Origin of the sequence: Christiangramia crocea (genome assembly GCF_022410465.1) — a bacterium.
GTDB classification, from domain to species: Bacteria; Bacteroidota; Bacteroidia; order Flavobacteriales; family Flavobacteriaceae; genus Christiangramia; species Christiangramia crocea.
The window spans coordinates 65,179-89,163 of sequence record NZ_JAJSON010000023.1; the positions used below are offsets into that span (position 1 = coordinate 65,179).

A 23,985-nucleotide genomic window follows, 5' to 3' on the forward strand; every position below is an offset into this window, starting at 1 on the left:
TCTATAGATTCTGAATTACGCTAAAAATCGATTTGGCTCCTAGAAATACGGCAAGTGCGATGACCAGAAAGCCAATTATATTCTGAAAAAGGCTGTTCCGGTATTTTCCCAGAACAGATTTTTGATTCACTATCCAAAATAAGAAAATTGCGATGATTGGCAGCACAAGACCGTTTGCAATTTGCGCAAACTGGATGATTTCCACAGGTTTTATTCCCAGTGAAGAAAATAGCACCCCAAGAATGAGGATAATAATCCATACCATCTTGAACTTTCCCGATTGCATGCCCCCTTTCCAGCCGAGACAACCCTGCACCACATAAGCAGCAGCCAGCGGGGCTGTAATAGAGGAAGTGATCCCGGCAGCCAGCAAACCTATGGCCAGGAAGATAGTTGCAGAATTTCCAAACAAAGGTTCAAGACCTGCAGCCAGATCCCCCGCATCCTCGATTTGAGTAATATTAGAGGCCGCAGCACAAATCACAATAGCCATAGATACCAGTCCCCCGAGAATGATGGAAAAAACCAGTTCCTTTCTAACGGTTCCCAGGTATTTCTTACCCTTCCATTTCTCGCTTACCAGAGAAGCATGCAGAAAAAGGTTATAGGGCACAACGGTGGTCCCAACCAGGGCGATAATAGTAAGAAGACCGGCATCGAAAGACCCAGGAATAAAACCTTCAAAGACACTGGAAATATCTGGTCTGGTTAAAAATGCAGTTAGAATAAAAGCAATACTCATCAGCAGAACAAGAGCAATAAAGACTTTTTCAAGTTTTTTATAACTCCCTAAAAAGAGCAGGATAAATGCCAGGAGTCCAATCACCAGACTCCAAATATTAAGATCGAAATTTCCAAACTCAAAATTAACGGAAGGAAGAACAGCCTCGAGCCCCAGAACTGCCCCAGTAATATTACCGGCCTCATAGGCCGCATTTCCAATTACGATCGCTGAGAATATTAATATAAGGGTAAAAGCTCTTACAAAAGGTATCCTGATCTCCTCCCGAATACAATCGCTTAATCCTTTCCCGGAGATCAAACCAAGTCTGGCAGACATCTCCTGAAGAATGATACAGGCAAATACAGATATTAGCAGAGCCCACAACAGGGAATAACCAAAATTAACACCGGCGAGACTACATACCGTTACCGTACCCGGGCCAATAAAAGCCGCAGAAACGAGTATTCCGGGTCCTAAATTCCTGAAAAAGTTCTTCACTCTTTTTTCTTGTTCCCGGCTTCCTGTAATGCGTAAATAGCAAAAGTGCCAAGCCAGTGCCCCCCTTCATAACTATCCCCTACTACGTTGGGAAATGAATAGGCAACATGTTCTTCAGCAACACTTCTAAGATGCCCATACTGTTCAGGATACTGGTTCGCCAGTCCATAGAAAACCCATGCCCGACTAAAATTAAGTCCGTCAAGATGTACCAATTTCCCGTCTGACCGATCTGAAACTTCCCCTACTTCCATAGAAAAATCCTTATTCTTAAGTTGTGGCATAAAATCGTCTATCCACATACTAAAAGCATTCTTGGGGAGCACACGTCTCATGATATCAACTTCAGCAAGACAGGGTGAGAGAAAATCATATCCGCTGGGTTCCCATTCCACAGGGCAGTTATCATCCTTGAGATAAAAATCCTGGGCTCTCTTGGCAACGGTTTCTTTTAACTTTTCATTCTCTGTGGCTTTCGCATAATCATAGGCTAAGGCCAGCCCGAAACCTGTATTGGTATGTTCCCCAACCCTGATGGGATAATTAAGTTTGGGAAGAAATTCCATATACCTTTGTATTATAATATCGGTTAATGGCTGCAGGTTATTGGCCAGCTCCTGCCCTAACGGGTCTTCCCAGGTCCTTAACTCTTCAGCCAGTTTGAGCAGCCAGGCCCAGCCATAGGTACGCTCATAAGAATCGCTTTCACCTCTTTTGAAATAAGCTACCTCTCCCTGAATATTCTCTTCAGAAAGTGAATTTTTTAAAGCTTCACGAATAGCTTCTTTTTTCTCGATCTTCGGAAACTGCTTTAGAAGGCTTACCAGCGACCAGTGCGCATGAACCGATGAATGCCAATCAAAACAGCCATAAAAAGCAGGATGCAGTTCATGAGGCTCTCCAATCGCTTCTTTATTTTCAAGGGTTTGCCCCAGCTTATTGGGATATTCTGTATCTATACAATTTAGAGGCAGCTCCACCAGGTTATTAGCCTCTTCTATACCAAGGCTTACGGGCTCAATAGCCATAATCTTATTTATATCTTCACTTATACTGTCTGTTGAAATATTGCTCTTGTTTCCATCCTGGGGTTTATCCCCTTTACATGAGGCAAGTATGAGGAAGATAAGTACTGGAATTAGTCGTTTCATCAGTTTAGGTTATAGTTTACCATGTATCTGGCAACCGGTTTTATTGATTGGTTGTTCACGGATTTACCAAAAATATAAAAATCCTTTAAAGGTTTAGTTAATTAAAACTGAAGATATTCAGCCAAGCCAACCCTCACGATCCAGACTACGGTATTGTATGGCCTCGCTTAAATGATCGCCTTTAATGGATTCGCTTTGTCCCAGATCGGCTATACTGCGTGCAACCTTTAGAATACGGTCATAGGCCCGGGCTGAAAGATTAAGCCTTTCCATGGCGGTTTTAAGCAATTGTTTGGAAGGCTCATCCAGAATACAAAACTCCCTGATCTGTCTTGGCCCCATCTGTGCATTGTAATGAAGGTGTTCGATCTCCCGGAATCTATCAGACTGAATCTGCCTCGCTTTTGTAACCCGGTCCCTGATCTGTATGCTGCCCTCTCCTTTTCTTTCCTCACTTAGTTTCTCAAACGGAACCGGGGTAACTTCAATATGAATGTCTATCCGGTCAAGTAAAGGCCCGCTTATCCGGCTTAGATATCGTTGCATTTCAGAAGCTGTAGAAGTTACCGGGGCACCGGGATCATTAAAATAACCGCCGGGACTTGGATTCATACTTGCAACCAGCATAAAACTAGAAGGGTAAGTCACTGTAAACCTTGCCCGCGAAATTGTAACTTCCCGGTCTTCGAGTGGTTGACGCATCACCTCCAGAACACCTCTTTTGAACTCCGGAAGCTCATCCAGAAATAAAACGCCGTTATGGGAAAGAGAAATTTCACCAGGTTGAGGGTAGGCTCCTCCTCCCACTAAAGCGACATCTGATATCGTGTGGTGCGGGCTTCTGAATGGTCTGTGAGACATTAACCCAACATTGTCTTTTATTCGTCCGGCCACACTATGAATCTTTGTAGTCTCCAGAGCCTCCTGCAGGGTCATTGGAGGAAGAATACTTGGCAATCGTTTTGCCAGCATGGTTTTTCCGGCCCCAGGAGGGCCAATAAGTATGATATTGTGGCCACCAGCTGCTGCGATCTCCATGCATCGCTTTATAGATTCCTGTCCTCTTACATCGGCAAAATCATGCTCTAAACTTTCCAGGTTATTATAAAAGACTTCCCTCGTATTTATCTGGGTTCTTTCAAGCTCACGGCCAGCATTAAAAAATTCGATAACCTGAGTTATATTATTGATCCCATAAACTTCCAGCCCGGCCACAATTGCTGCCTCCCGGGCATTTTGCTCTGGAAGAATAAAACCTTTAAAACCCTCTTTCTTAGCCTGGATGGCAATGGGCAAAGCCCCCTTTATTGGCTGCAGGCTTCCATCAAGTGAAAGCTCCCCCATAATAATATAATCGGAAATAGTTTCTGCTTTGATCTGCTGGGAAGCAGCAAGGATCCCCATGGCAAAAGTAAGATCGTATGCTGAGCCCTCCTTGCGAAGGTCGGCAGGAGCCATGTTGATAATGATCTTCTTTCCGGGAAGTTTATACTTGTTATTCTGAAGAGCTGCAGTTATACGATAGCTGGATTCCTTAACAGCATTATCTGGCAGCCCCACTAAATGATAACCGATACCAGCCGCAACATTAACCTCTACGGTAATAGTCGTAGCTTCTACCCCAAACACGGCACTACCGTATACTTTTACAAGCATCTAATTTTATTTGGGCTAAATGTAATTTATTTTCGAATACGCAGCCGAAATTATTTTTGAAACAAATGAATTTAATCAACTGATTTACAGAGTATAAATCAGTTTTCAGAGTAGTTTAATTCGGCACGAATCTTTCCTGGTGAATTTGACTTTTTACCAAGACTAATAGAAAAAGTGGTTCCATGTTCCTCATCACTTTCCAGACCTACTTTTCCTCCATGTGCCTGGGCCACACTTTTTACAAGTGTAAGCCCCATACCCCAGCTTTCAAGATTTCCAGTCTGAACACTACGAGCACGATTAAGGAATTTGAAAATCTCTGACTGGTTTTTTCTGGCAATAGGCTTACCATAATTATGAACTTTTATGATCACATGGTCATCTTTATCTTCTACCATGATTGTAACGGGAGTACTATGTGACCCATATTTAACCGCGTTAGTAACCAAATTTTCAATGACTCTCCTAACCGCAGTTCCGTCGAAAATACCTGTTATTTTTTCTGAATCACACTTAAAACCTATTTCATTGGTAAATATCTGCGAAGCCTCCTTATACACCCATTTCAGTTCTTTGACTAAATCAATCTCTTCAAAGTTAAGGGTAATCCCCTCGCCAGCCTGGACGCTGATCGCATCAAGAAGCCCCTCTAGAAGTTCAAGGGATTTCTCCAAACTCTTCATCCCCATATTTTTAAGATTCTGAAACCTTTCTTCAGAATCACCGTGGTGCAGGATGTCCAGGGCGAAATAAGCCGTAGAAATAGGGGTTCTTATATCATGAGCCAGGGTGCCCACAAGTTTCTCACGCATTTCCTGCAAAGAATCACTAAACGAACTGGCCGAATTGAGCATCGCATTTTCAAGAGTATACTTAAGTATAATCCCTACTTCTTTAGTATAGACACTATGTTCAATTAATATTTCAGTTAAGACCCGGTGAAAGACCACGTATTCCTTCAATATCTGTTTGACTGTATAATGAGAAGAAGTTGCACGATGCCTTCCATGGTCCAGGCTGTTTTTCATGATCTCCCGGTATTCTTCATGCTTATGAATCCCTTTAAAATCATCATACCTGGTCATTATTTCAGAAATATCGTCCAGGAGATTCGGCAACTGATTCCGAACCGCCAAACTGGATATATTGGAAGCTTCAATCTCCAGCTTTACAGCCCGCTCCCAGTCATCCATTATCCTGTTACTATTTTGTTTTATTATTTCAGCTGCAAGTCTCATTATCAATTAAATAACGCTTAAAATTAACTTAATTTTTGTTTTTAAGCAACCTAAACTGTTGATACCCTAAATCTATCTTAAATTTATCATAAAAAAAAGACCTGCAGAATTGCAGGTCTTGTATTATCTTTCAAAAATAAGTCTTTCCTCTTAGGAGACCTTAATCACTTTTTCTCTGTAATAATCGATCAAAGCATCTATAGGCCTACGTACGATATTTCCAAGTTCTATACCATATGGTTGCAATACCGCGCGAATAATATCTTCACTAAAATAAGCAATGCTCCCTATAAAGTGAACAGGAACAGATTTCACCTCCGGATACAATAATACTCTGGAATGAACAAAATCAGTGATCCCTTCATGCAACAACTTATAGAAATAGCCATTTCTCTCATTCGTAAAAATGAATTCCGCAAAATTAGCAAGGTAAGTATTAGGGTTTTCCTTACGGTAGAGATTCATTTTGATGGTATCAGAATTAAGATCAAACTTCTGTTTGAACTTTTCAGCTACTTCGGGAGGCATTCTTTTATAGTAATAATCCCTTATAAGCCTTTTCCCAAAATAATTTCCGCTAGCCTCATCCATCAGAATATAGCCAAGTGAATCAATTGCCTGATGTATATTCTCACCATCATAATAGCAACTGTTGGAACCCGTACCAAGAATACAAACGATTCCAGGTTCGGTGGTTGCGGCATGCACTGCAGCCACAGTATCTTCCATCACAAGTACCTCATCGGCATTCGTGAAATAATTCGCTATAATACTGCGAAGCAATTCCCTGGGTATAGGAGTTCCACAACCGGCTCCATAAAAATGAACTCTTTCAATTTTATCCTTCACCTCAGAAAGTTCAGGGTTCTCCGCGAGTCTTTCTTCCAATACAACTTCCTGAAATACTGCAGGATTAAGTCCTTTACTTCTGGTCTTTAAAACCTGTTCACCTTCATTGTTCAGAAGTATCCAGTCACATTTAGTGGAACCTCCATCAGCAATTAATATCATGCGTTCATTTATGATTAATAATTAAACTGAAAAAAATTCAGTTTAAGCGATAAAATTAATAAATAATATGCCTTCAAACTGAATTTCCTTCAGGTTTAATCTGGTTTTATAGAGTAGCTACGTGAGCTGCAAGATCTATAAGCTTGGCAGAATATCCATACTCGTTGTCATACCATGCGATAAGCTTGAAGAAATTGTCGTTTAAAGCGATTCCAGCACCGGCATCAAAATTACAGGTATGAGGATCTGAAACGAAGTCCTGACTTACAACCTCTTCATCTGTATAAGAAACCACTCCTTTTAACGGGCCGTCTGCTGCTTTTTTGAATGCCGCTTTGATATCTTCATATGAAGCATTCTTTTCGGTACGAACAGTAAGGTCTACCACAGAAACATCGGTAGTTGGAACCCTGAAAGCCATCCCTGTAAGTTTTCCTTTTAATGAAGGAATAACCTTGGTTACTGCTACTGCAGCACCGGTTGAACTAGGAATGATATTGGCCATCGCGCTACGTCCTAATCTAAAATTCTTTCTAGATGGAGAGTCCACAGTGAACTGAGTGGATGTAGATGCATGAACAGTAGTCATCAATCCTTCCACAAGACCAAATTCATCATCGATCACTTTTGCAAGTGGAGCAAGACAGTTTGTGGTACATGACGCGTTAGAAACGATATGATCGTCTGCAGTCACTTCCTGATGATTTACTCCCATAACAAACATTGGAGCCGTTTTTGAAGGGGCCGAGATAACCACTTTTCTGGCGCCTGCATCCAAATGGGCCTTTGCATTATCCTTATCTGTGAAGATTCCGGTACAGTCAAGTACTACTTCAACTCCTACATCACTCCACTTAAGGTCTGCCGGGTTCTTCTCTGAAGTTACTCTTATTTTTTTCCCGTCCACAAACAGGCTTCCGTCCTTAACTTCAACAGATCCTTTATATTTTCCGTGAACTGAATCATATTTTAGTAGATATGCAAGATGGTCTACATCCAGCAGGTCGTTTATAGCTACTACTTCTACATTTTCATTTTGAGCGGCTATTCGAAAGGCAATTCTTCCGATACGCCCAAATCCGTTAATTCCAATTTTTGTACTCATTTTCTTTGGTTTTAATTATACCGAAGTGATGTCTGCCACCCTTCGTAATTCTTTATCAAATTCATGTCTTGGTTCTATCGCATCCTTCAGCGATATTTGCACTACTTTTTTGTGTTCAACACCCATCATGACATTATATGTTCCATTCAAAATAGCTTCCACTGCACCTACGCCTAATTTACTGGCAAGCACTCTGTCAAAACAAGAGGGTTTCCCCCCTCTTTGAATATGTCCTAAAACGGAAACTCTTATATCGTAATTGTAATCTTCAAGATCGTCATTAATATGATCAGCCAATTCGAAAACATTTTTTCCGCTTTTATCACCTTCAGCAACCACAATAATACTGGAGGTTTTACCCTTCTCACGACTAATTTTAAGAGATTTCATTAGTCTGTTCATACTATCACTCTCCTCGGGAATCATGATTTCCTCTGCACCCGCTCCTACGCCACTATTTAGTGCAATGTCCCCAGCATCTCTTCCCATTACTTCGATAAGGAAAAGTCTATTGTGAGAACTGGCAGTATCCCTGATCTTATCTATGGCCTCCACGACCGTATTCAAAGCGGTATCATAACCCAGCGTATAATCGGTACCATTAATATCATTATCAATGGTTGCCGGGATTCCCACAACCGGAAAGTCATATTCATCAATTAGTAATTGTGCTCCTGTAAAGGTTCCATTTCCACCAATCACAATGAGGGCGTCCACACCAGCCAATTTCAGATTATCATAGGCCAATTTGCGTCCTTCTGGTTTTCTAAAGTCTTCACACCTGCTAGATTTAAGAAATGTTCCACCTTTGTTTATTACATTTCTTACCGAGCGTGCATCAAGATTTTCAAAATCTCCATCAAGTAATCCCTGATAGCCTCTATAAACTCCTGTACAATCTATTTTATAGAAAGAACAGGCACGAACTACTGCTCTAATAGCAGCGTTCATTCCCGGGGCGTCTCCTCCGGAAGTTAACACTGCGATATTTCGTATATTTTTACTCATTGCGCCCAAAGCTATTCCATTTCAAAACGATAACCTAATTTCGGAAAAAACTAAAACGTTTTCGGTTAATAACTAATAAAAAAAGCCACTTTAGCCTAGGTTTTTGCAAATATTTATGACTTTAATTATTTTTTTGTCAAAAAAAGACTCCTTCCGACGAGAAATACTCCCAGAAATAGCTCCAAATGTCATAATTAAAAAAACCCGGCAAACAGCCAGGTCTTTTTATTTAAAATATATGCTATTCTTAAGAAAGTACTTCCTGTACTTTATCAGCAGCTTCTTTAAATTCAACGGCACTAAATACCTTAAGTCCGCTATTATCAATAAGCTCTTTTGCCTTTTCAGCATTTGTCCCCTGTAATCTTACAATGATAGGAACATTTATCGCATCTCCCATATTTTTATAGGCATCAACGATTCCCTGTGCCACGCGGTCGCAACGAACAATGCCTCCAAAAATATTTACAAGAATGGCTTCTACTTTATCGTCTTTTAAGATAAGTCTGAATGCCTCTTCTACTCTTTTTGCATCGGCCGTACCTCCAACATCAAGGAAGTTAGCCGGTTCACCACCGGCCATTTTAATTAGATCCATGGTAGCCATCGCAAGTCCGGCTCCATTCACCATACATCCAACATTTCCGTCTAGATCCACGTAGTTCAGTCCAACTTCCTTGGCTTCAACTTCAGTTGGATTCTCCTCACGAATATCACGCATCTCTGCATAGTCTTTATGACGGAAAAGTGCATTATCATCTAAGGTCACCTTGGCATCAACAGCAAGTATTTTATCGTCACTTGTTTTAAGCACCGGGTTGATTTCAAATAATGAAGAATCTGATTTTTCAAAAGCCTTATATAAGGATAAAACGAATTTCACCATTTCTTTAAAGGCCTGGCCGCTTAATCCAAGATTGAAAGCGATACGACGTGCCTGAAAACCAAGTAGTCCGGTTGCAGGATCAATATCTTCAGTGAATATAAGGTGCGGAGTTTCCTCAGCTACGGTCTCGATATCCATTCCTCCTTCAGTAGAATACATAATCATATTTCTACCTGTAGAACGGTTTAGCAGAACCGACATATAAAATTCATCTGGTTCACTATCTCCAGGATAATACACGTCCTCGGCTACCAGTACCTGATGAACTTTCTTTCCTTCGGCAGAAGTCTGGGGGGTCACCAGGTTCATCCCGATGATCTCTCCTGCTATTTCCTCCACCTCTTTAAGGTTCTTGGCAAGCTTCACACCACCACCTTTTCCACGGCCTCCGGCATGCACCTGGGCTTTGATCACGTGCCATCCGGTACCGGTTTGTTCAGTCAGTTCTTTTGCAGCATCCACTGCTTCTCTGGCATTTCTTGCAACGGTACCACGCTGGATGCGTACTCCGAAGCTGCTTAGTATTTCTTTTCCTTGATATTCGTGTATATTCATAATCAGCTATTTCTTCTTGATTAATTATGGAAAGCAAAAGTAACAAATACAATACTATTGTACCAATCTTTTTTGAGCATCTTAACTCTTGCAGAAACCGGGAATTCCCAGAGGATGTAATCCCTTCCTAAAAGGCGTTTCCAACGAAAAGGTTATCGTAGAAAATCAAGTTATTTCTACCATTAATGTTTATTCTCTTGTAAATTAGGCGCTTAATTTTCAGACTATGAAAAAAGCCTTATTAGCACTTGCGATCGGCGGATTTGGAATTGGAATGACTGAATTTGTGATAATGGGCATACTTCCTGAAGTGGCAGAAGCCCTGGATATCTCTATTCCCAGAGCAGGACATTTTATATCGGCCTATGCCCTAGGAGTTGTAGTTGGCGCCCCCCTGCTTACGGCTTTTGGAAGCAAATGGCCTGCACACAAGGTCCTTCTGGGTCTTATGATATGGTTCACGGTTTTTAATACACTTTCAGCATTTTCAAATTCATATTTTGTACTTCTGGTTTCAAGGTTCCTCTCCGGACTTCCCCATGGAGCTTTCTTCGGGATAGGTGCAGTGGTTGCCGGAAGACTTGCGAAACCTGGTAAAGATGCACAGGCCATAGCCATGATGTTTACCGGCCTTACGGTAGCAAATGTTCTTGGTGTGCCTCTTGGAACATGGCTCGGACAGAATTTTAACTGGGGAGTTTCATTTCTGGCCGTGGGAATTGTAGGAGTGCTTGCCGTTCTAAGCATCAAATTCTGGATGCCTGATTTGCCCAAAGCGACATCCAACGGATTCAAAAAGGATCTGAAAATCCTGAAAAAGACTGAATTATGGATGGTGATACTGCTAACAACTATAGGAACCGGCGGTTTCTTTGCATGGTATAGTTATATAGCACCCCTTATTACTGATGTTGCAGGACATTCCGAAGGAATAGTAAGTTATGCCATGATACTGGCTGGTCTAGGAATGGTTTTGGGAAATCTTCTGGGAGCCAAACTGGCTGAGATGTTCAGCCCTATCAATGCTGTGATCATCGCACTGATTCTTATGGTCATCGCTTTGATCTCGAACACTTTCCTGGCTTATGATCAGATCGGGGTACTGGTAATGACCTTTATTTTGCCGGTTATCGCATTTTGTATTGCCACACCCATACAAATGGCGGTGATCAATTCAGCAAAAGGATCAGAAATGCTGGGATCATCCCTAAATCAGAGTGCTTTTAATATGGGTAATGCCAGTGGAGCCTACCTGGCCGGTCTGCCTATTGCCTATGGTTACGGGATTGTTTCTGCCCAGTATGTTGGTGCCGCAATGGCAGCTTTAGGGATTCTCATCGGGTTGAGCGTTATCCTAATACGGAAACAAAATTCAGCAGAACTGGAAGTAAGCAATTCTTAAAAGATGATCTGTTTTCAGAATTAACAAATAATATAAATCGGTTATATTTGATATATCGCTTGTCTAACAACAGATAAGTAAGTTATTTTTGCGCAAAATATTTTAGAACAATGACTCAGAAGGACCTTCTTGCAGTAGCCGAAGAATTTGGAAGCCCGGTATATGTCTATGATGCTGAAAAGATCATTTCCCAATATAAAAGGCTTACCTCTGCTTTTAAAGTAAATGAACTCCGAATACATTATGCCGTTAAGGCACTTTCAAATATCTCTATCCTGAAACTTATGAATTCTCTGGGATGCGGACTCGATACCGTATCCGTACAGGAAGTAAGACTGGGATTAGAAGCCGGAGTGGATCCTTCAAAGATCATCTATACCCCTAATGGTGTTTCCCTGGAAGAAATTGAAGAGGTCGCTAAACTGGGAGCACAAATAAATATAGATAACCTTTCGATACTTGAGCAATTTGGTAGCAGGCACCCGGAAACCCCGGTTTGTATAAGGATCAATCCGCATGTAATGGCCGGAGGGAATTCAAAGATATCTGTAGGACATATAGACTCAAAGTTTGGCATCAGCATTCACCAGATGCCACATTTGCTAAGAATTGTTGAGAATACGGGAATGCATATAAACGGGATACATATGCATACGGGAAGTGATATCCTGGATATTGGTGTGTTCCTGCATGCTTCTGAGATACTTTTTGAGGCTGCCAAAAACTTCAAGGAACTTGAATTCCTGGATTTTGGCAGTGGTTTCAAAGTACCTTACCGGGAAGGGGATATTGAGACGGATATTGAGGATCTTGGTGCCCAGCTTACTAAAAAGTTCGATAAATTCTGTAAAGAATATGGAAGAGAACTTGCACTTACATTTGAACCTGGAAAATATCTGGTAAGTGAAGCAGGAAAGTTTCTGGCGAAGGTCAATGTAATCAAGCAAACAACCTCTACCGTATTTGCGGGGATCGATACAGGATTTAATCATTTGATAAGACCCATGTTCTATGGTTCCCATCATGATATTAAGAATATTTCCAATCCCAGTGCGAAGGCCCGTTTTTATAGCGTTGTAGGCTACATTTGTGAAACTGACACATTTGCCAGTAATCGCAGAATCTCTGAGATAAGGGAAGGTGACATTTTAAGCTTTAGTAATGCAGGCGCCTATTGCTTTTCCATGGCCAGTAATTTTAATTCAAGGTACCGCCCAGCTGAAGTGCTCTGGTATAAAGGAAAGGCTCATCTTATAAGAGAACGGGAAAGCTTTGAAGACCTTACTCGCCATCAGGTTGTGATGGATTTTAAAAGCACTGAAAAAGATCTCGTCATAAAGGAATAAACTTAAAAGGATATATAAAACAAAAAAAAGCAGCCCGCGGGCTGCTTTTTTTATTTAGTGAAATTTTTAATAAATCTATAACCAACTGAATTAAGTCATTTCGGTATCTTAATACGAAAATCGAATGATGACCTACAAGTTTGAAAAAGATAAAACCTTAAAGAAAAACATTACGAGTGTTGCTACCGAGGAAGTAGATGCATGTATCACATCACTTGCCACTTTGACCATCCATGAAGCCGTTCATGATATTCGTAAACGGCTGAAAAAACTGCGTGCGCTGGCCAGACTGGTAAGGGACGAAATGGGTGAAGATAATTACAAATCGGTCAACATCTATTATCGGGACCTTGGCAGGGAACTGGCAGACTTTCGTGATCTTACCGCTCATATTGAAACTATGGAGATACTTCGTGAACGCTATGGAGACCATCTATACGTGAACTTTTTCAACTCTGTAATAAAAAATATTGAAAAAGAAAGAGATGTAATGGAAAAGGAACTGCGTGAAAAAAGTTTCTTTTCAGAACATCTGGTGAATAAGCTTAATTACGCACAAAAAGAGCTGGTCAAATGGCCAGTCAATAATAATGAGATAAGCATTATCCTTCCAAGTATACAAAGAGTATATAAAAGAGGAAAAAAAGCTCTGCAAGAGGCATATGAGAATCCAGGCAAGGAGATCTTTCATGAATGGCGTAAAAGGGTGAAATACCTGTGGTATCAGGTACTTTTACTTCAGGAAACCTGGCCTGAACTATTCAGCACTTATGAGGCAGAAATTCACGAACTTGCAGATTACCTGGGCAACGATCATGATCTTATGGTATTAAATGACAAATTGAATAAGGATGGTTTTGGTCTTAAAGATCCCCAACAGGTGGAACTTATACATGCAGTAGTGATGGAATATAGTACCCACCTGCGCAGTAATGCTAAGGTAAAAGGTGAACTTATCTATGCTGAGGAACCTGAAGATTTCTCAAAACGGATCGATAGCTATACGAAGGTTAATTGGAATTAAAAATTGATAAAATGAGGGTTTTATATTTTGTTCTTTTACTACTGTTCTTCCAGTCCATCCCGGCCCAGGAAAAATCGGGAGAATTTGTAGATCTCACCTATTCATTTTCTGAGGAAAGCGTATACTGGGTCACAGCTAAGGAATTTAAGCTGGAAGAAGTTGCAAAAGGCAAAACAGATCAGGGCTTTTACTATTCAGCAAATAACTTTTCTACAGCAGAACATGGCGGAACGCATATAGACGCTCCTATACATTTTGCTGACGGAGCCCAGACTGTAGATCAAATTCCCCTTGAAAATCTAATTGGTGACGCGGTAAAAATTGATGTTTCAGATAAAGCCCTAAAAGATCCTGATTATCTGATAAGTCCTAAGGTCATCATGGACTGGGAACAGGAGCATGGTCCTATTCCTGACGGCGGAATCGTACTTTTACAAACCGGCTTTGGCCAGTATTATCCTGATGCGTCAAAATATCTTGGTACTGATAAGAGAGGGCCGGAAGCAGTTAAACAACTACATTTTCCAGGGCTTTCAGTCGAGGCAGCAGAATGGCTGGTCACTAACCGGAAGATCAAAGCGGTGGGAATAGACACGGCAAGTATAGATTTTGGTCAGTCACAAAATTTTGCAACCCATGTAGCTTTAATGACTCAAAATATTCCCGCTTTTGAAAATGTTGCAAACCTGGACCAGCTTCCTGAAACGGGGTTCACGGTCATCGCCTTACCCATCAAGATCAAGGGTGGCAGTGGCGGACCATTAAGGATCATTGCGATTAAATAATTCAAATGTCAGGAAAGCTTAAAAATCCTCTTTACTTCATCACTCTTATGCCGCCGGCATCTATTAGAACCGAAATTGAGGCTTTTAAAAAGGAGATCAGGGAGAAACATAATATTAAGCACGCGCTAAAACTTCCGGCTCATATAACCCTGCAAATTCCTTTTCGGATGCCTGAAAGAAAAGAAGATATACTCGTGAAAAAAATTAAGAAATTCTCTGCGGAAAATAAGGCTTTTGAAACCGTGCTGGATGGCTTCGGTAAATTTTCAAAACAAGTGATCTTTATAAAGATCAAGGATCATGTACCATATATTGAACTACATGAAAAACTTCAAAGTTTGATGCTTAATTTCCTGGATCTTAAAAGACACGAAATCTCATCCAAGATACACCCGCATATTACAATCGCGACCCGGGACCTTAAAAGAAGTAACTTTCCGGCCGTGTGGAATGATTTTAAAGACCGGGAATATTCGGCCTCTTTCAAAGCAGAACACCTTTACATACTAAAACATAATGGGAATACCTGGGATATTTTCAGGAAATTCAAATTATGCTCCTGAAAATTTAACCTGCTTTTATCATAATTTCAGTATACTACACTTCATTTTTCAGTAACTTTTTCGTGTAATTCAAACTATTGTTCCCTATAATGAAAACAAGGTATTCCATAGCAATCCATGGCGGTGCCGGAACCCTCATCAAGGGAAAAATGACCCCTGAAAAGGAAAAAGCTTACCGTGATACGCTGCAGCTGGCATTGGATGAAGGCTTCAAAATTCTAAAAAATAAAGGATCAGCTATAGATGCGGTGGAAAAGGCCGTGGTCGTGCTGGAAGACTCTCCACTCTTCAATGCCGGAAAAGGAAGTGTTTTTACCGCTGGCGGTACTCACGAGATGGATGCTGCAATTATGGAAGGAAAGGAGCTTAAGGCAGGAGCAGTAAGTCTGGTTAATGGTATTAAGAACCCTGTTTCCCTTGCACGGATTATCATGGAAAAAAGTCCTCATGTTCTACTGGCCGGACAGGGAGCCATGGATTTTGCCAGGCACCATGGATTCCAGCTTGAAAGCGCTGATTATTTTCATGATGAATTCCGTTATCAGCAATGGCAAAAAATAAAGGATAGTGAGCAATTTCAGCTGGACCATAGCGAGTCCAAAGATTCCAAATTTGGTACCGTAGGAGCCGTGGCCTGTGATATGCATGGTAACCTTGCCGCCGCAACCTCCACCGGTGGTATGACAAATAAGAACTGGGGACGTATTGGAGATAGCCCGCTTATTGGTATTGGTAATTATGCAAATAATAACACCTGTGCAGCAAGCTGTACGGGAAGTGGTGAGTTTTTTATTCGCGGTGTAGTTGCCTACGATGTATCCTGCCTGATGGAATATAAAAAGTTATCACTCAGGGAAGCTGCTGAAGAAGTAATTCAACACAGGCTTTTAAAAATCAATGGAGATGGCGGACTGATTGCCGTGGATAATAAAGGAAATATAGCTATGCCTTTCAACACGGAAGGCATGTACAGAGGAATGCGTTCTTCAAATGGCAAAAATGTAGTCGCTATTTATGAGGATTGATGACCCTCTAAAGGGGTTTCCACATGCAGGATCCTTACCTGATGTTTTTCTATATTAAACATATCCCCCTGTGCCAGGATATGTGTCTTCATGTTTGTAATAGACATTAAATCACCATCTTTCACGTACTTCTCGGTATTATGTTCAAGTTCACTGGGATCGAAAATAATGACCATCCCTGTTCCCACGATCTCTACCGTATTACATTCCTTGATCACAAGGCCCGTGTCTTCCGCCAGTCCTATCCCAACAAGGTGCGGAAATTTAGCGACTGCTTCTGCCAGCCGTCCAAACCGGCCGCGACGAATAAAATGTGAATCTATTACAATATTGGGCAAAAAGCCCATTCCCTTAGTCATTCCAACAGCCCCTTTTACAAATGCTTCCTTATGCCGGCCTCCGGTGATCATTTCTTCAGACATGCACATGGCACCGGCACTTGTTCCGGCAATAACAAGAGAACTATTATGATACCTGTCCATCAATATCTTATGTACACTCGTATCCTTTATTTTTTTTATGATTTCTGACTGATTTCCACCCGAAAACATTACGCAATGTGCTTTGGAAACAAGTTCAATATTTTCCATTTTTTCTGAATCCTCTCTCTTCCTGAGATTGGCAACTTCAACATTCCTGCACCCCAGTTTTCCAAATGCATCTATATAGCTCTGGCTAACTTCGGCAGGAATACTGGAGGCTGTGGGGATAACGGCTATTAAAGAGTTAACCCCTCCGCTTTCTGCAACCACCCTGGAGAGAATACCCCTTTCTATATGTTCCGTATGAAATTTCTCGTTGGTTCGGGTACCCTTGTTTTCATTCCCTCCAATAGGAATTAATGTTCCTTTAGATTTCATTAACGTAACTTTTAGAATACTAAAATACAGTTGTTGGACGAAAAAGTCTAATTTTATTTAAGTCATTATAAATCAATCACCTGTCCCGTATGAAAATAAAGGAAATCACCGCCATGCGTGGGCCCAACTACTGGTCTATACGGCGTACAAAACTTATAGTAATGGTCCTGGACCTGGAAGAAATGGAGAATTATCCATCAAATGAAATTGAGGGATTCAATGAGCGTTTAATTAATTTACTTCCCGGTCTTGAAGAACATTACTGTTCAGTGGGAAGACCAGGCGGTTTTTTACTTCGGCTTGAAGAAGGCACATGGATGGGACATGTAATAGAGCATATGGCTCTTGAAATCCAGTCCCTGGCAGGAATGGATACTTCCTTCGGAAGAACCCGGGGTTATGGTGAAAAAGGTGTTTATCATGTAGTTTTTGAGTATACTGAAGAAAGTGCAGGAAGGTATGCGGCCAGGGCTGCTGTAAATATTTGCGAGGCCATCATTGCCGGTGAACAGTACGACCTGGAAAAAGATATACAGGAATTAAGAGAACTCCAGGATGATAGTAGATTGGGACCCAGCACCGAGTCTATCATCAGGGAAGCTGAACGTCGGGGTATTCCATGGCTTAGACTGAATGAAGGCTCATTTTGCCAGCTGGGCTACGGTGCTTACCAGCAGAGAATTCAGGCGACCATCACCAGCAAAACAAGTAATATTGGAGTTGATATCGCCTGCGATAAGGAAGACACAAAGAATTTATTAAGAAAAGCCTCCATAAAGGTGCCTTACGGAAGGACTATCAGCGAGCTTTCTGAACTTGGAGAGGTATGTGAAGATATTGGTTATCCTTTGGCCATTAAACCTATCAACGGGAATCATGGTCGTGGCATTACTTCAAATATTCAGAATATTGAGCAAGCTACTGAGGGCTTTCACACGGCAAAAAAGATCTCAGACAGAGTAATTGTTGAAAGCCACATTTATGGATCAGATTTTAGAATGCTGATTGTGAACTTCAAATTTGTGGCAGCCGCAAGACGGTCTCCTGCGCAGGTTACAGGAAATGGCAATTCAACCATAGCCGAATTAATAGCAATCACCAATCAGGATCCACGGCGGGGATATCGGCATGAGAACTTACTCACCAAAATAGAACTAGATGATATTAGTCTGAAGCTTATTAAAAAAAAGGGTTATGAACCGGATTCAATATTACCGGCAGGAGAGACAATTATTTTAAAAGATACAGCAAACCTCAGTACCGGCGGCACCGCAGAAGATGTAACCGATATCGTTCATCCATCCAATATCTTTCTGGCAGAAAGGATCGCAAAACTTATTGACCTTGACATCTGCGGGATAGATCTTATCACCAGTGATATTTCCAAACCCATCGAGGAGACGGGAGGCTCGGTAATAGAGGTAAATGCCGGTCCAGGCTTTCGAATGCATCTGGCTCCTACTATTGGCCTGCCCAGAAATGTTGCTGCTCCGGTACTTGATTCTTTATTCCCTGATAATAAAAATGGAAAAATCCCTGTAATTGCAGTAACCGGAACAAATGGCAAAACCACTACTACCCGACTTATTGCTCATATTGCCAAGTTAGGCGGAAAACTTGTAGGTTATACCACTACAGATGGTGTTTATATCCAGAATAGAATGATCATGAAGGGAGACTGCACCGGCCCGCTTAGTACAGAACTGGTATTAAGGGATCCAAACGTCAACTTTGCAGTACTGGAATGTGCCCGTGGAGGTCTTCTTAGAGCAGGACTTGCATTCAGGAATTGCGATATAGGAATAGTTACCAATGTGGAAGGAGATCACCTGGGACTTGCAGGCATTCATACCCAGGAGCAACTGGCCAAAGTGAAATCTGTAATTCCGGAAACCGTGACACATGACGGCTATGCAATCCTTAATGCAGATGATGACCTGGTTTTTGATATGAGGAATTACGTAAAGTCTAAGATTGCCTTGTTCTCTATGGATGAAAACAACCCGAGAATCAAAAGATTTCAGAATGAAGGGGGCATCACGGCAATATATGAAAATGGATATATTACTATAACCAGCGGAGTCTGGAAAATGAGAGTGATGAAGGCTGATGCCATCCCGCTTACATTCAGGGGAAAAGCCAGATTCATGATCCAAAATATCCTGCCCGCTGTTCTCGCAGCTCAAATAAGTGGCTTTAGTATTGAAGATATGAGAATGGCATTGCAAAGTTTTGTTCCTTCTGATTCTCAAACTCCGGGACGCCTTAATATCTTCCGGTTCAGAAATTTCACATTTATGCTGGACTATGCCCATAACCCTACAGGGATGAGAGCCCTACAGAATTTTATAAATGCTCTCGATTTCAGACATAAGGTCGGGATCATTGCCGGGATTGGAGACAGACTGGATACCGATACTGAGAAAATAGGAATGATCGCCGCTGAAATGTTTAATGAAATAATAATTCGTAATGACCGGGATCTTCGGGGTAAATCGGCAGAACATCTAACCTCATTACTTAGGAATGGAATTAATAAGGTAGATCCTAAAAAACTGGTTACGATTGCTGGTTCAGAGCCTGAATCAATAAAACATGCGATCAGAAATGCAAAGAAAGAATCTTTGATCGTTCTATGTAGTGATGCGGTGAGTGATTCCTTAAAACTGCTGAAGGAATTAAAGGAAAAGGATGATAAAGGAGAGTTGAGGTTTGAAAACTCCTTTTGGCTTAACACCTTATAGAACCAGTCTATAAAAATTTAATTTACACGAAATAAACTGATTGCTAATTGATTAACAATATTTTAGCCTATCTTTAATATCGAATCATTTTTTAAATATCCTTATATTGCATTATATTCTTACGCAATTCTAAAAGCGTTATTTAAACTCCCCCCTTTTTTAATTTCGCCGCTCCAGTACCTGTAATTCTTTACTCCTTGATAGCTATGGATAAAGTATAATCCAATTATCTATAAATCAATAATTATGAGCACAGTAAAATTAGAACCTTCAATGGTAGAAGAATTGAGAAGCGGCCTGAGAGGTCAATTGATTCTTGAAGGAGATGTGAATTATGAAGATTCACGTAAGGTATTTAATGCCATGATCAGCAAGAAGCCTGCTATGATCGCAAAATGTGTGGATGTAGCAGATGTAATCACGGCTGTTAATTTTGGCCGAAAAAACAACATGCTAACCGCTGTTCGGGGTGGCGGCCATAATGGGGGCGGCCTTGGGATTTGTGACGAAGGCCTGGTCATAGACCTTTCAGGAATAAAGTATGTAAGGGTAGACACCTCAAACAACACGGTAAGGGTTGGCGGAGGAAATCTTTGGGGTGAAGTAGATCATGCCACTCATCCATACGGCCTGGCGGTGCCTGCTGGTATAATCTCTACAACAGGAGTAGGAGGATTAACTCTGGGAGGAGGCGTAGGCCACTTAACCCGGAAGTTCGGTCTAACCATAGACAATCTTCTGGAAGTGGATATGGTTCTGGCCGACGGAAGCGTGGTCACCGCAAATAAAGATCAGAATTCAGATCTTTTCTGGGCTGTTCGTGGCGGTGGCGGCAATTTTGGAGTAGTTACTTCCTTTCTTTTCCAGGCACATGAATTGAAAAACGTGATTGGCGGACCAACCCTGTGGCCAATAGAAAAAACCGAAGAGATCATGAAATGGTACCATGATTTCATTCATAACGCACCAGAAGACCTTAACGGGTTTATTGCAACCATGGTAATCCCAGGCCCTCCATTTCCGGAAGAACTCCATGGAAAAAAATTCTGCGGAATAGTTTGGTGTTATACCGGTAAACCTGAAGAATTTGATAAGCTATTTGAACCAGTAAGAGACCACAACCCCGTTTTTGAGCATGTGGGTGAAATGCCATATCCTGTGATACAAACCTTATTTGACGGCCTCTTACCTCCGGGATTCCAGTGGTACTGGCGAGGTGATTTCTTTAGTGAAATTCCACCTGAAGCTACTAAGAAACACCTGAAATTTGGATCATCCATACCAACACCATTATCGCAAATGCACTTATACCCAATTTCGGGGGCAGCAGCGAAAGTTGGTCCCGAGGATACGGCATGGGCTTACCGTGACGCGAAGTATGCCGGGGTTTTCGTGGGAGTAGATCCGGATCCCGGGAAAGCCATGGAAATCACAAACTGGTGCAAGGACTACTGGAATGCCCTTCATCCATTCTCTATGGGGGGTTCTTATTCCAATTTCATGATGGAAGAAGGTCAGGAGCGAGTAAGGGCTTCCTTCAGGCATAATTATGAAAAACTTCAGAAAATAAAAGCCAAATACGATCCCGATAATTTCTTCAGGGTCAATCAGAACATCGAGCCAAAAGCCTGATTTATTCTTTAATACAAACGTATCCTTTCAGAACGGAATAGCTCTGAAAGGATATTTATTATTACTAAGTCCTGCTATTGGGAGCTTTAGAAATTTCACATTGAGAAAACCAAATATCGCGGCAATAGACACCAGAATGGTAGTAATTAAAAAATAATCCATTAAGCTTATTGGTTAATTATAATTCCCTCTGAAACATAGATCCTGGCTATCAAAAAATCACTGAACCAAAAAAGATAGCATTGGCGAACAACTTATGGGTTTCCAGCATCATTGCCCTGAAATTTGGATTATCACTGAACATAATCACCGTTCCCCTGCCATTTTGCTCTGCTAGAATTGCTGCAGAACCCTTAATCAATTCCAGGTTTTCGGGATGGATATATCCGCTTATGTAGGGATCACTGCTAAAGACTGCCACCTTATTGAAGGGATTGTTACCTGGCTTAAGAAAAACAGTACTGTTCTTATAGATCGATAATTCCCTGTCTTCATAGCCAAAACCAATTGGATGAGTAATATCAAGATCGGCCTTATAAAAAGAACCTCCTATCGCACGGGACCCATAATAATTATCGGCCTTTGCATAATTCATTCTTAACAGACTGTCTTTTTCTTTCTTCTGCTCTTTAAGTTCTGCCTTCACAAGCTCATTCTTGATGGCCCATTGTGTAGCCGTTCTCTGGGTTATCAAAGTTCCTCCGTTTTTGACCCAGCTTTCGATCCGTTCTTTTTCCAGATCATCATAATTCCCAGACACCATTATCAGCACATCATAATCATTAAGGGGCATTCTTTTAAAATCGCTCCGGTCTACTTTCGTGATAGGCATATTTGCATAGGTATCCATCATAAACCAGATCTCACCAGCTTCATATCCGCTGGTGCCTTCTCCAGTGAGCATAACTACTTTGGGAAGCTCAATATCCTTAAGTTCCGGACTGCCAAGGTCAATTCCCAGCGCGCTTCTACCAGAGGCGACAGATTCTACCCTGATCCCGGCTTTCCCGGATGCCTTTTTAACCAGATCGTATAATTCCTGCGGAGTAACTGACTGATCAGCAACCGAGATCATAAGGCTTCCATACCCGAATTTCCTGATCCCGGTGTCTGTCTCTATTGAAAAAGGAGTGAATGCAGTTTTAATATTAACATCGTTCTTAAGGAGATAATACAATGCTTCGGAAGCCCCGAACTGTGACCAGTCTATTAGATAAGCATAATCAGATTTCGCAGGAATCTTAACATTTGCAGCGATATCCTCCTTGGTTATTCTGGATCCCAGATCCAGCCTGCCAGAAGACACTTCGGTATTTGATATCCCGTAGGCCAGAGCCATAGACCAGGCTGAAGTATCATAGAATACACTATCTGCAAAACTGGTCACTTTATCGAACATGGTTTTCACCATAAGGTTTTGAGCCTGCCCCTCCGGAACTGCATAAGCAAAATCAGGTTTAAATGTCTTATCTCCGGCTGTCACCTCATCTTCGATCCTGTAGACCTCAATCTGATGATCCAGCAATAAGTTGGTAAACATTTTGGTTAAGCCCGGATCTTCTTCATTTCCATACACATGAAGCTTTTTTTCCTTAAGGCCCTGATCCCTGATATCCTTAAAAAATTTACGTTGCCAGTTCAGCAATAATTCCCTCTTATCTATAGTAGCCTGGATCGTTGCCAGACTGGTGCGCAGATGATTGCGTATAGTGAATGGAAATGTGATATCCTCACTTCCTGTTTTCTGAACATATCCCCTTGAGCTGGCCTGCTCATAAACAATTCCAAGTGCTCCATGAAGATCGGGATAGGTTGAACCATATCCGGGATATGAATTATCATAGCGTTCTCCGGTGAAGTAAAGAGAGCCGATCTCATCCAGAGATTCCTGGTGATATTTTGCGAAAATAGTATTAAGAGTATCATAATTATAACGTGGAACAATTGGGTTTTCTGATCCATATTTCTTGGTTGGTTCAAAGAAATAAGTGCTTGAACTTCCCATCTCATGATAATCGGTCACCATATTAGGCAGCCATTTATGATAGAAAGCCACCCGATTCTTACTTTCAACCTGTGTAAGCGGCAGCCAGTCACGGTTAAGATCAAACCAGTAATGATTGGTTCTGCCGGAAGGCCAGGATTCATTATGTTCCCTGTCCCAGTTATCTGCCACCGGAGGATTGCCTTTATTGCTATTCACCCAGGTAGTATGACGGTCGCGACCATCAGGGTTTAAGGCCGGTTCAATATGAAAAACCCCATTTTTCAGATATTCATCCACTTTTGAATCTTTTGCTGCCAAAAGATAATAGGCTACGAGCATTGACACCTCACTACTGGAAGGCTCATTCCCATGAACATTATACCCAAGATGAACGATCACCGGCATCTTTTCTACATCTCCTGCAGAATTCTCCGGATTTACATGGGCAAGATGCTCCTGCCGAATATTTTCAAGGTTTCTAAGATTCTCTTCCGATGAAATGGTCAGGATTATTTGAGGCCTCTTTTCATGAGTATATCCAATGGTCTGGATCTGTGCATTGGGAGAAAGTTCTGCCAGCTTTTCCATATAACTGACCAGCCTGGAATATCTTGTATGCCAATCTCCTATCTCGTAACCGAGAAATTCGGCCGGACTCGGAATGCTCTCCTCGAAACTTACATCTTCAGGAAAATAATAGTCATTCTGTGACTGTAATGGGCTAAATATTAAAATGAGTATTAGGCTGCAAAAAATGTAATTGCTCTTCATAGAAACTGATTTCG

19 protein-coding genes are annotated in these 23,985 nt (G+C 41.4%); 8 read left to right on the forward strand and 11 right to left on the reverse strand.

The window, feature by feature from the left end; all coding sequences use genetic code 11:
- Position 1: 1 nt before the first annotated feature.
- From LU635_RS10755 to sucC, 8 genes are all read right to left on the reverse strand, one after another.
- Positions 2 to 1,222 carry an Nramp family divalent metal transporter gene (locus LU635_RS10755; RefSeq protein WP_240099050.1) on the reverse strand — a complete coding sequence of 407 codons (1,221 nt, stop codon included), beginning with the start codon at positions 1,220 to 1,222 and terminating at the stop codon, positions 2 to 4.
- Positions 1,219 to 2,373 (reverse strand): DUF2891 domain-containing protein, encoded by a 1,155-nt coding sequence (locus LU635_RS10760; protein ID WP_240099052.1) that lies wholly within the window; start codon positions 2,371 to 2,373, stop codon positions 1,219 to 1,221. The genes LU635_RS10755 and LU635_RS10760 overlap by 4 nt, the downstream gene beginning before the upstream one ends.
- A gap of 117 nt (positions 2,374 to 2,490) precedes the next feature.
- Positions 2,491 to 4,029, reverse strand: a complete 1,539-nt coding sequence (locus LU635_RS10765; RefSeq protein ID WP_240099054.1) for a YifB family Mg chelatase-like AAA ATPase — start codon at positions 4,027 to 4,029, stop codon at positions 2,491 to 2,493.
- Positions 4,030 to 4,127: 98 nt separating this feature from the next.
- Entirely contained in the window at positions 4,128 to 5,267 is a 1,140-nt protein-coding gene (locus tag LU635_RS10770; protein ID WP_240099056.1) for a sensor histidine kinase, read from the reverse strand.
- Positions 5,268 to 5,417: 150 nt separating this feature from the next.
- Positions 5,418 to 6,278, reverse strand: coding sequence for an N-acetylglucosamine kinase (locus tag LU635_RS10775; RefSeq protein WP_240099058.1), 861 nt, complete (start codon positions 6,276 to 6,278; stop codon positions 5,418 to 5,420).
- 106 nt (positions 6,279 to 6,384) lie between these two features.
- Complete coding sequence (gene gap / locus LU635_RS10780) at positions 6,385 to 7,383, reverse strand: type I glyceraldehyde-3-phosphate dehydrogenase (protein WP_240099060.1); 999 nt, start codon at positions 7,381 to 7,383, stop codon at positions 6,385 to 6,387.
- 15 nt (positions 7,384 to 7,398) lie between these two features.
- Positions 7,399 to 8,391, reverse strand: a complete 993-nt coding sequence (pfkA, locus tag LU635_RS10785) for a 6-phosphofructokinase (RefSeq protein ID WP_240099062.1) — start codon at positions 8,389 to 8,391, stop codon at positions 7,399 to 7,401.
- 247 nt (positions 8,392 to 8,638) lie between these two features.
- Positions 8,639 to 9,832 (reverse strand): ADP-forming succinate--CoA ligase subunit beta, encoded by a 1,194-nt coding sequence (gene sucC / locus LU635_RS10790; RefSeq protein ID WP_240099064.1) that lies wholly within the window; start codon positions 9,830 to 9,832, stop codon positions 8,639 to 8,641.
- Positions 9,833 to 10,058: 226 nt separating this feature from the next.
- Here sucC and LU635_RS10795 point away from each other — a divergent pair, with 226 nt between their 5' ends.
- From LU635_RS10795 to LU635_RS10820, 6 genes are all read left to right on the forward strand, one after another.
- Positions 10,059 to 11,234, forward strand: a complete 1,176-nt coding sequence (locus LU635_RS10795) for an MFS transporter (protein WP_240099066.1) — start codon at positions 10,059 to 10,061, stop codon at positions 11,232 to 11,234.
- A 110-nt stretch (positions 11,235 to 11,344) separates the two neighbouring features.
- Positions 11,345 to 12,580: a diaminopimelate decarboxylase gene (gene lysA, locus LU635_RS10800; protein ID WP_240099068.1), complete on the forward strand. Its 1,236-nt coding sequence runs from the start codon at positions 11,345 to 11,347 to the stop codon at positions 12,578 to 12,580.
- A gap of 124 nt (positions 12,581 to 12,704) precedes the next feature.
- Complete coding sequence (locus LU635_RS10805; RefSeq protein ID WP_240099070.1) at positions 12,705 to 13,604, forward strand: CHAD domain-containing protein; 900 nt, start codon at positions 12,705 to 12,707, stop codon at positions 13,602 to 13,604.
- An 11-nt stretch (positions 13,605 to 13,615) separates the two neighbouring features.
- Entirely contained in the window at positions 13,616 to 14,389 is a 774-nt protein-coding gene (locus tag LU635_RS10810) for a cyclase family protein (RefSeq protein WP_240099071.1), read from the forward strand.
- Positions 14,390 to 14,394: 5 nt separating this feature from the next.
- The gene (locus tag LU635_RS10815; protein ID WP_240099072.1) at positions 14,395 to 14,952 is read left to right on the forward strand and encodes a 2'-5' RNA ligase family protein; all 558 of its coding nucleotides are present in this window, start codon (positions 14,395 to 14,397) and stop codon (positions 14,950 to 14,952) included.
- A gap of 89 nt (positions 14,953 to 15,041) precedes the next feature.
- Positions 15,042 to 15,977: an isoaspartyl peptidase/L-asparaginase family protein gene (locus LU635_RS10820; RefSeq protein ID WP_240099073.1), complete on the forward strand. Its 936-nt coding sequence runs from the start codon at positions 15,042 to 15,044 to the stop codon at positions 15,975 to 15,977.
- Here the strand turns inward: LU635_RS10820 and LU635_RS10825 are convergent.
- The gene (locus tag LU635_RS10825) at positions 15,965 to 16,837 is read right to left on the reverse strand and encodes a cyanophycinase (RefSeq protein ID WP_240099074.1); all 873 of its coding nucleotides are present in this window, start codon (positions 16,835 to 16,837) and stop codon (positions 15,965 to 15,967) included. The genes LU635_RS10820 and LU635_RS10825 overlap by 13 nt on opposite strands.
- 89 nt (positions 16,838 to 16,926) lie before the next feature.
- On the opposite strand from LU635_RS10825, the gene cphA reads away from it, so the two are divergent.
- Positions 16,927 to 19,581, forward strand: coding sequence for a cyanophycin synthetase (gene cphA / locus LU635_RS10830; protein ID WP_240099075.1), 2,655 nt, complete (start codon positions 16,927 to 16,929; stop codon positions 19,579 to 19,581).
- A gap of 246 nt (positions 19,582 to 19,827) precedes the next feature.
- Positions 19,828 to 21,213: an FAD-binding oxidoreductase gene (locus LU635_RS10835; RefSeq protein ID WP_240099076.1), complete on the forward strand. Its 1,386-nt coding sequence runs from the start codon at positions 19,828 to 19,830 to the stop codon at positions 21,211 to 21,213.
- Between the two features lie 27 nt (positions 21,214 to 21,240).
- On the opposite strand, the gene LU635_RS17230 is transcribed toward LU635_RS10835, so the two are convergent.
- The gene (locus LU635_RS17230; protein ID WP_255749802.1) at positions 21,241 to 21,375 is read right to left on the reverse strand and encodes a hypothetical protein; all 135 of its coding nucleotides are present in this window, start codon (positions 21,373 to 21,375) and stop codon (positions 21,241 to 21,243) included.
- A 49-nt stretch (positions 21,376 to 21,424) separates the two neighbouring features.
- Complete coding sequence (locus LU635_RS10840; protein ID WP_240099077.1) at positions 21,425 to 23,971, reverse strand: M14 metallopeptidase family protein; 2,547 nt, start codon at positions 23,969 to 23,971, stop codon at positions 21,425 to 21,427.
- Positions 23,972 to 23,985 lie beyond the last annotated feature (14 nt).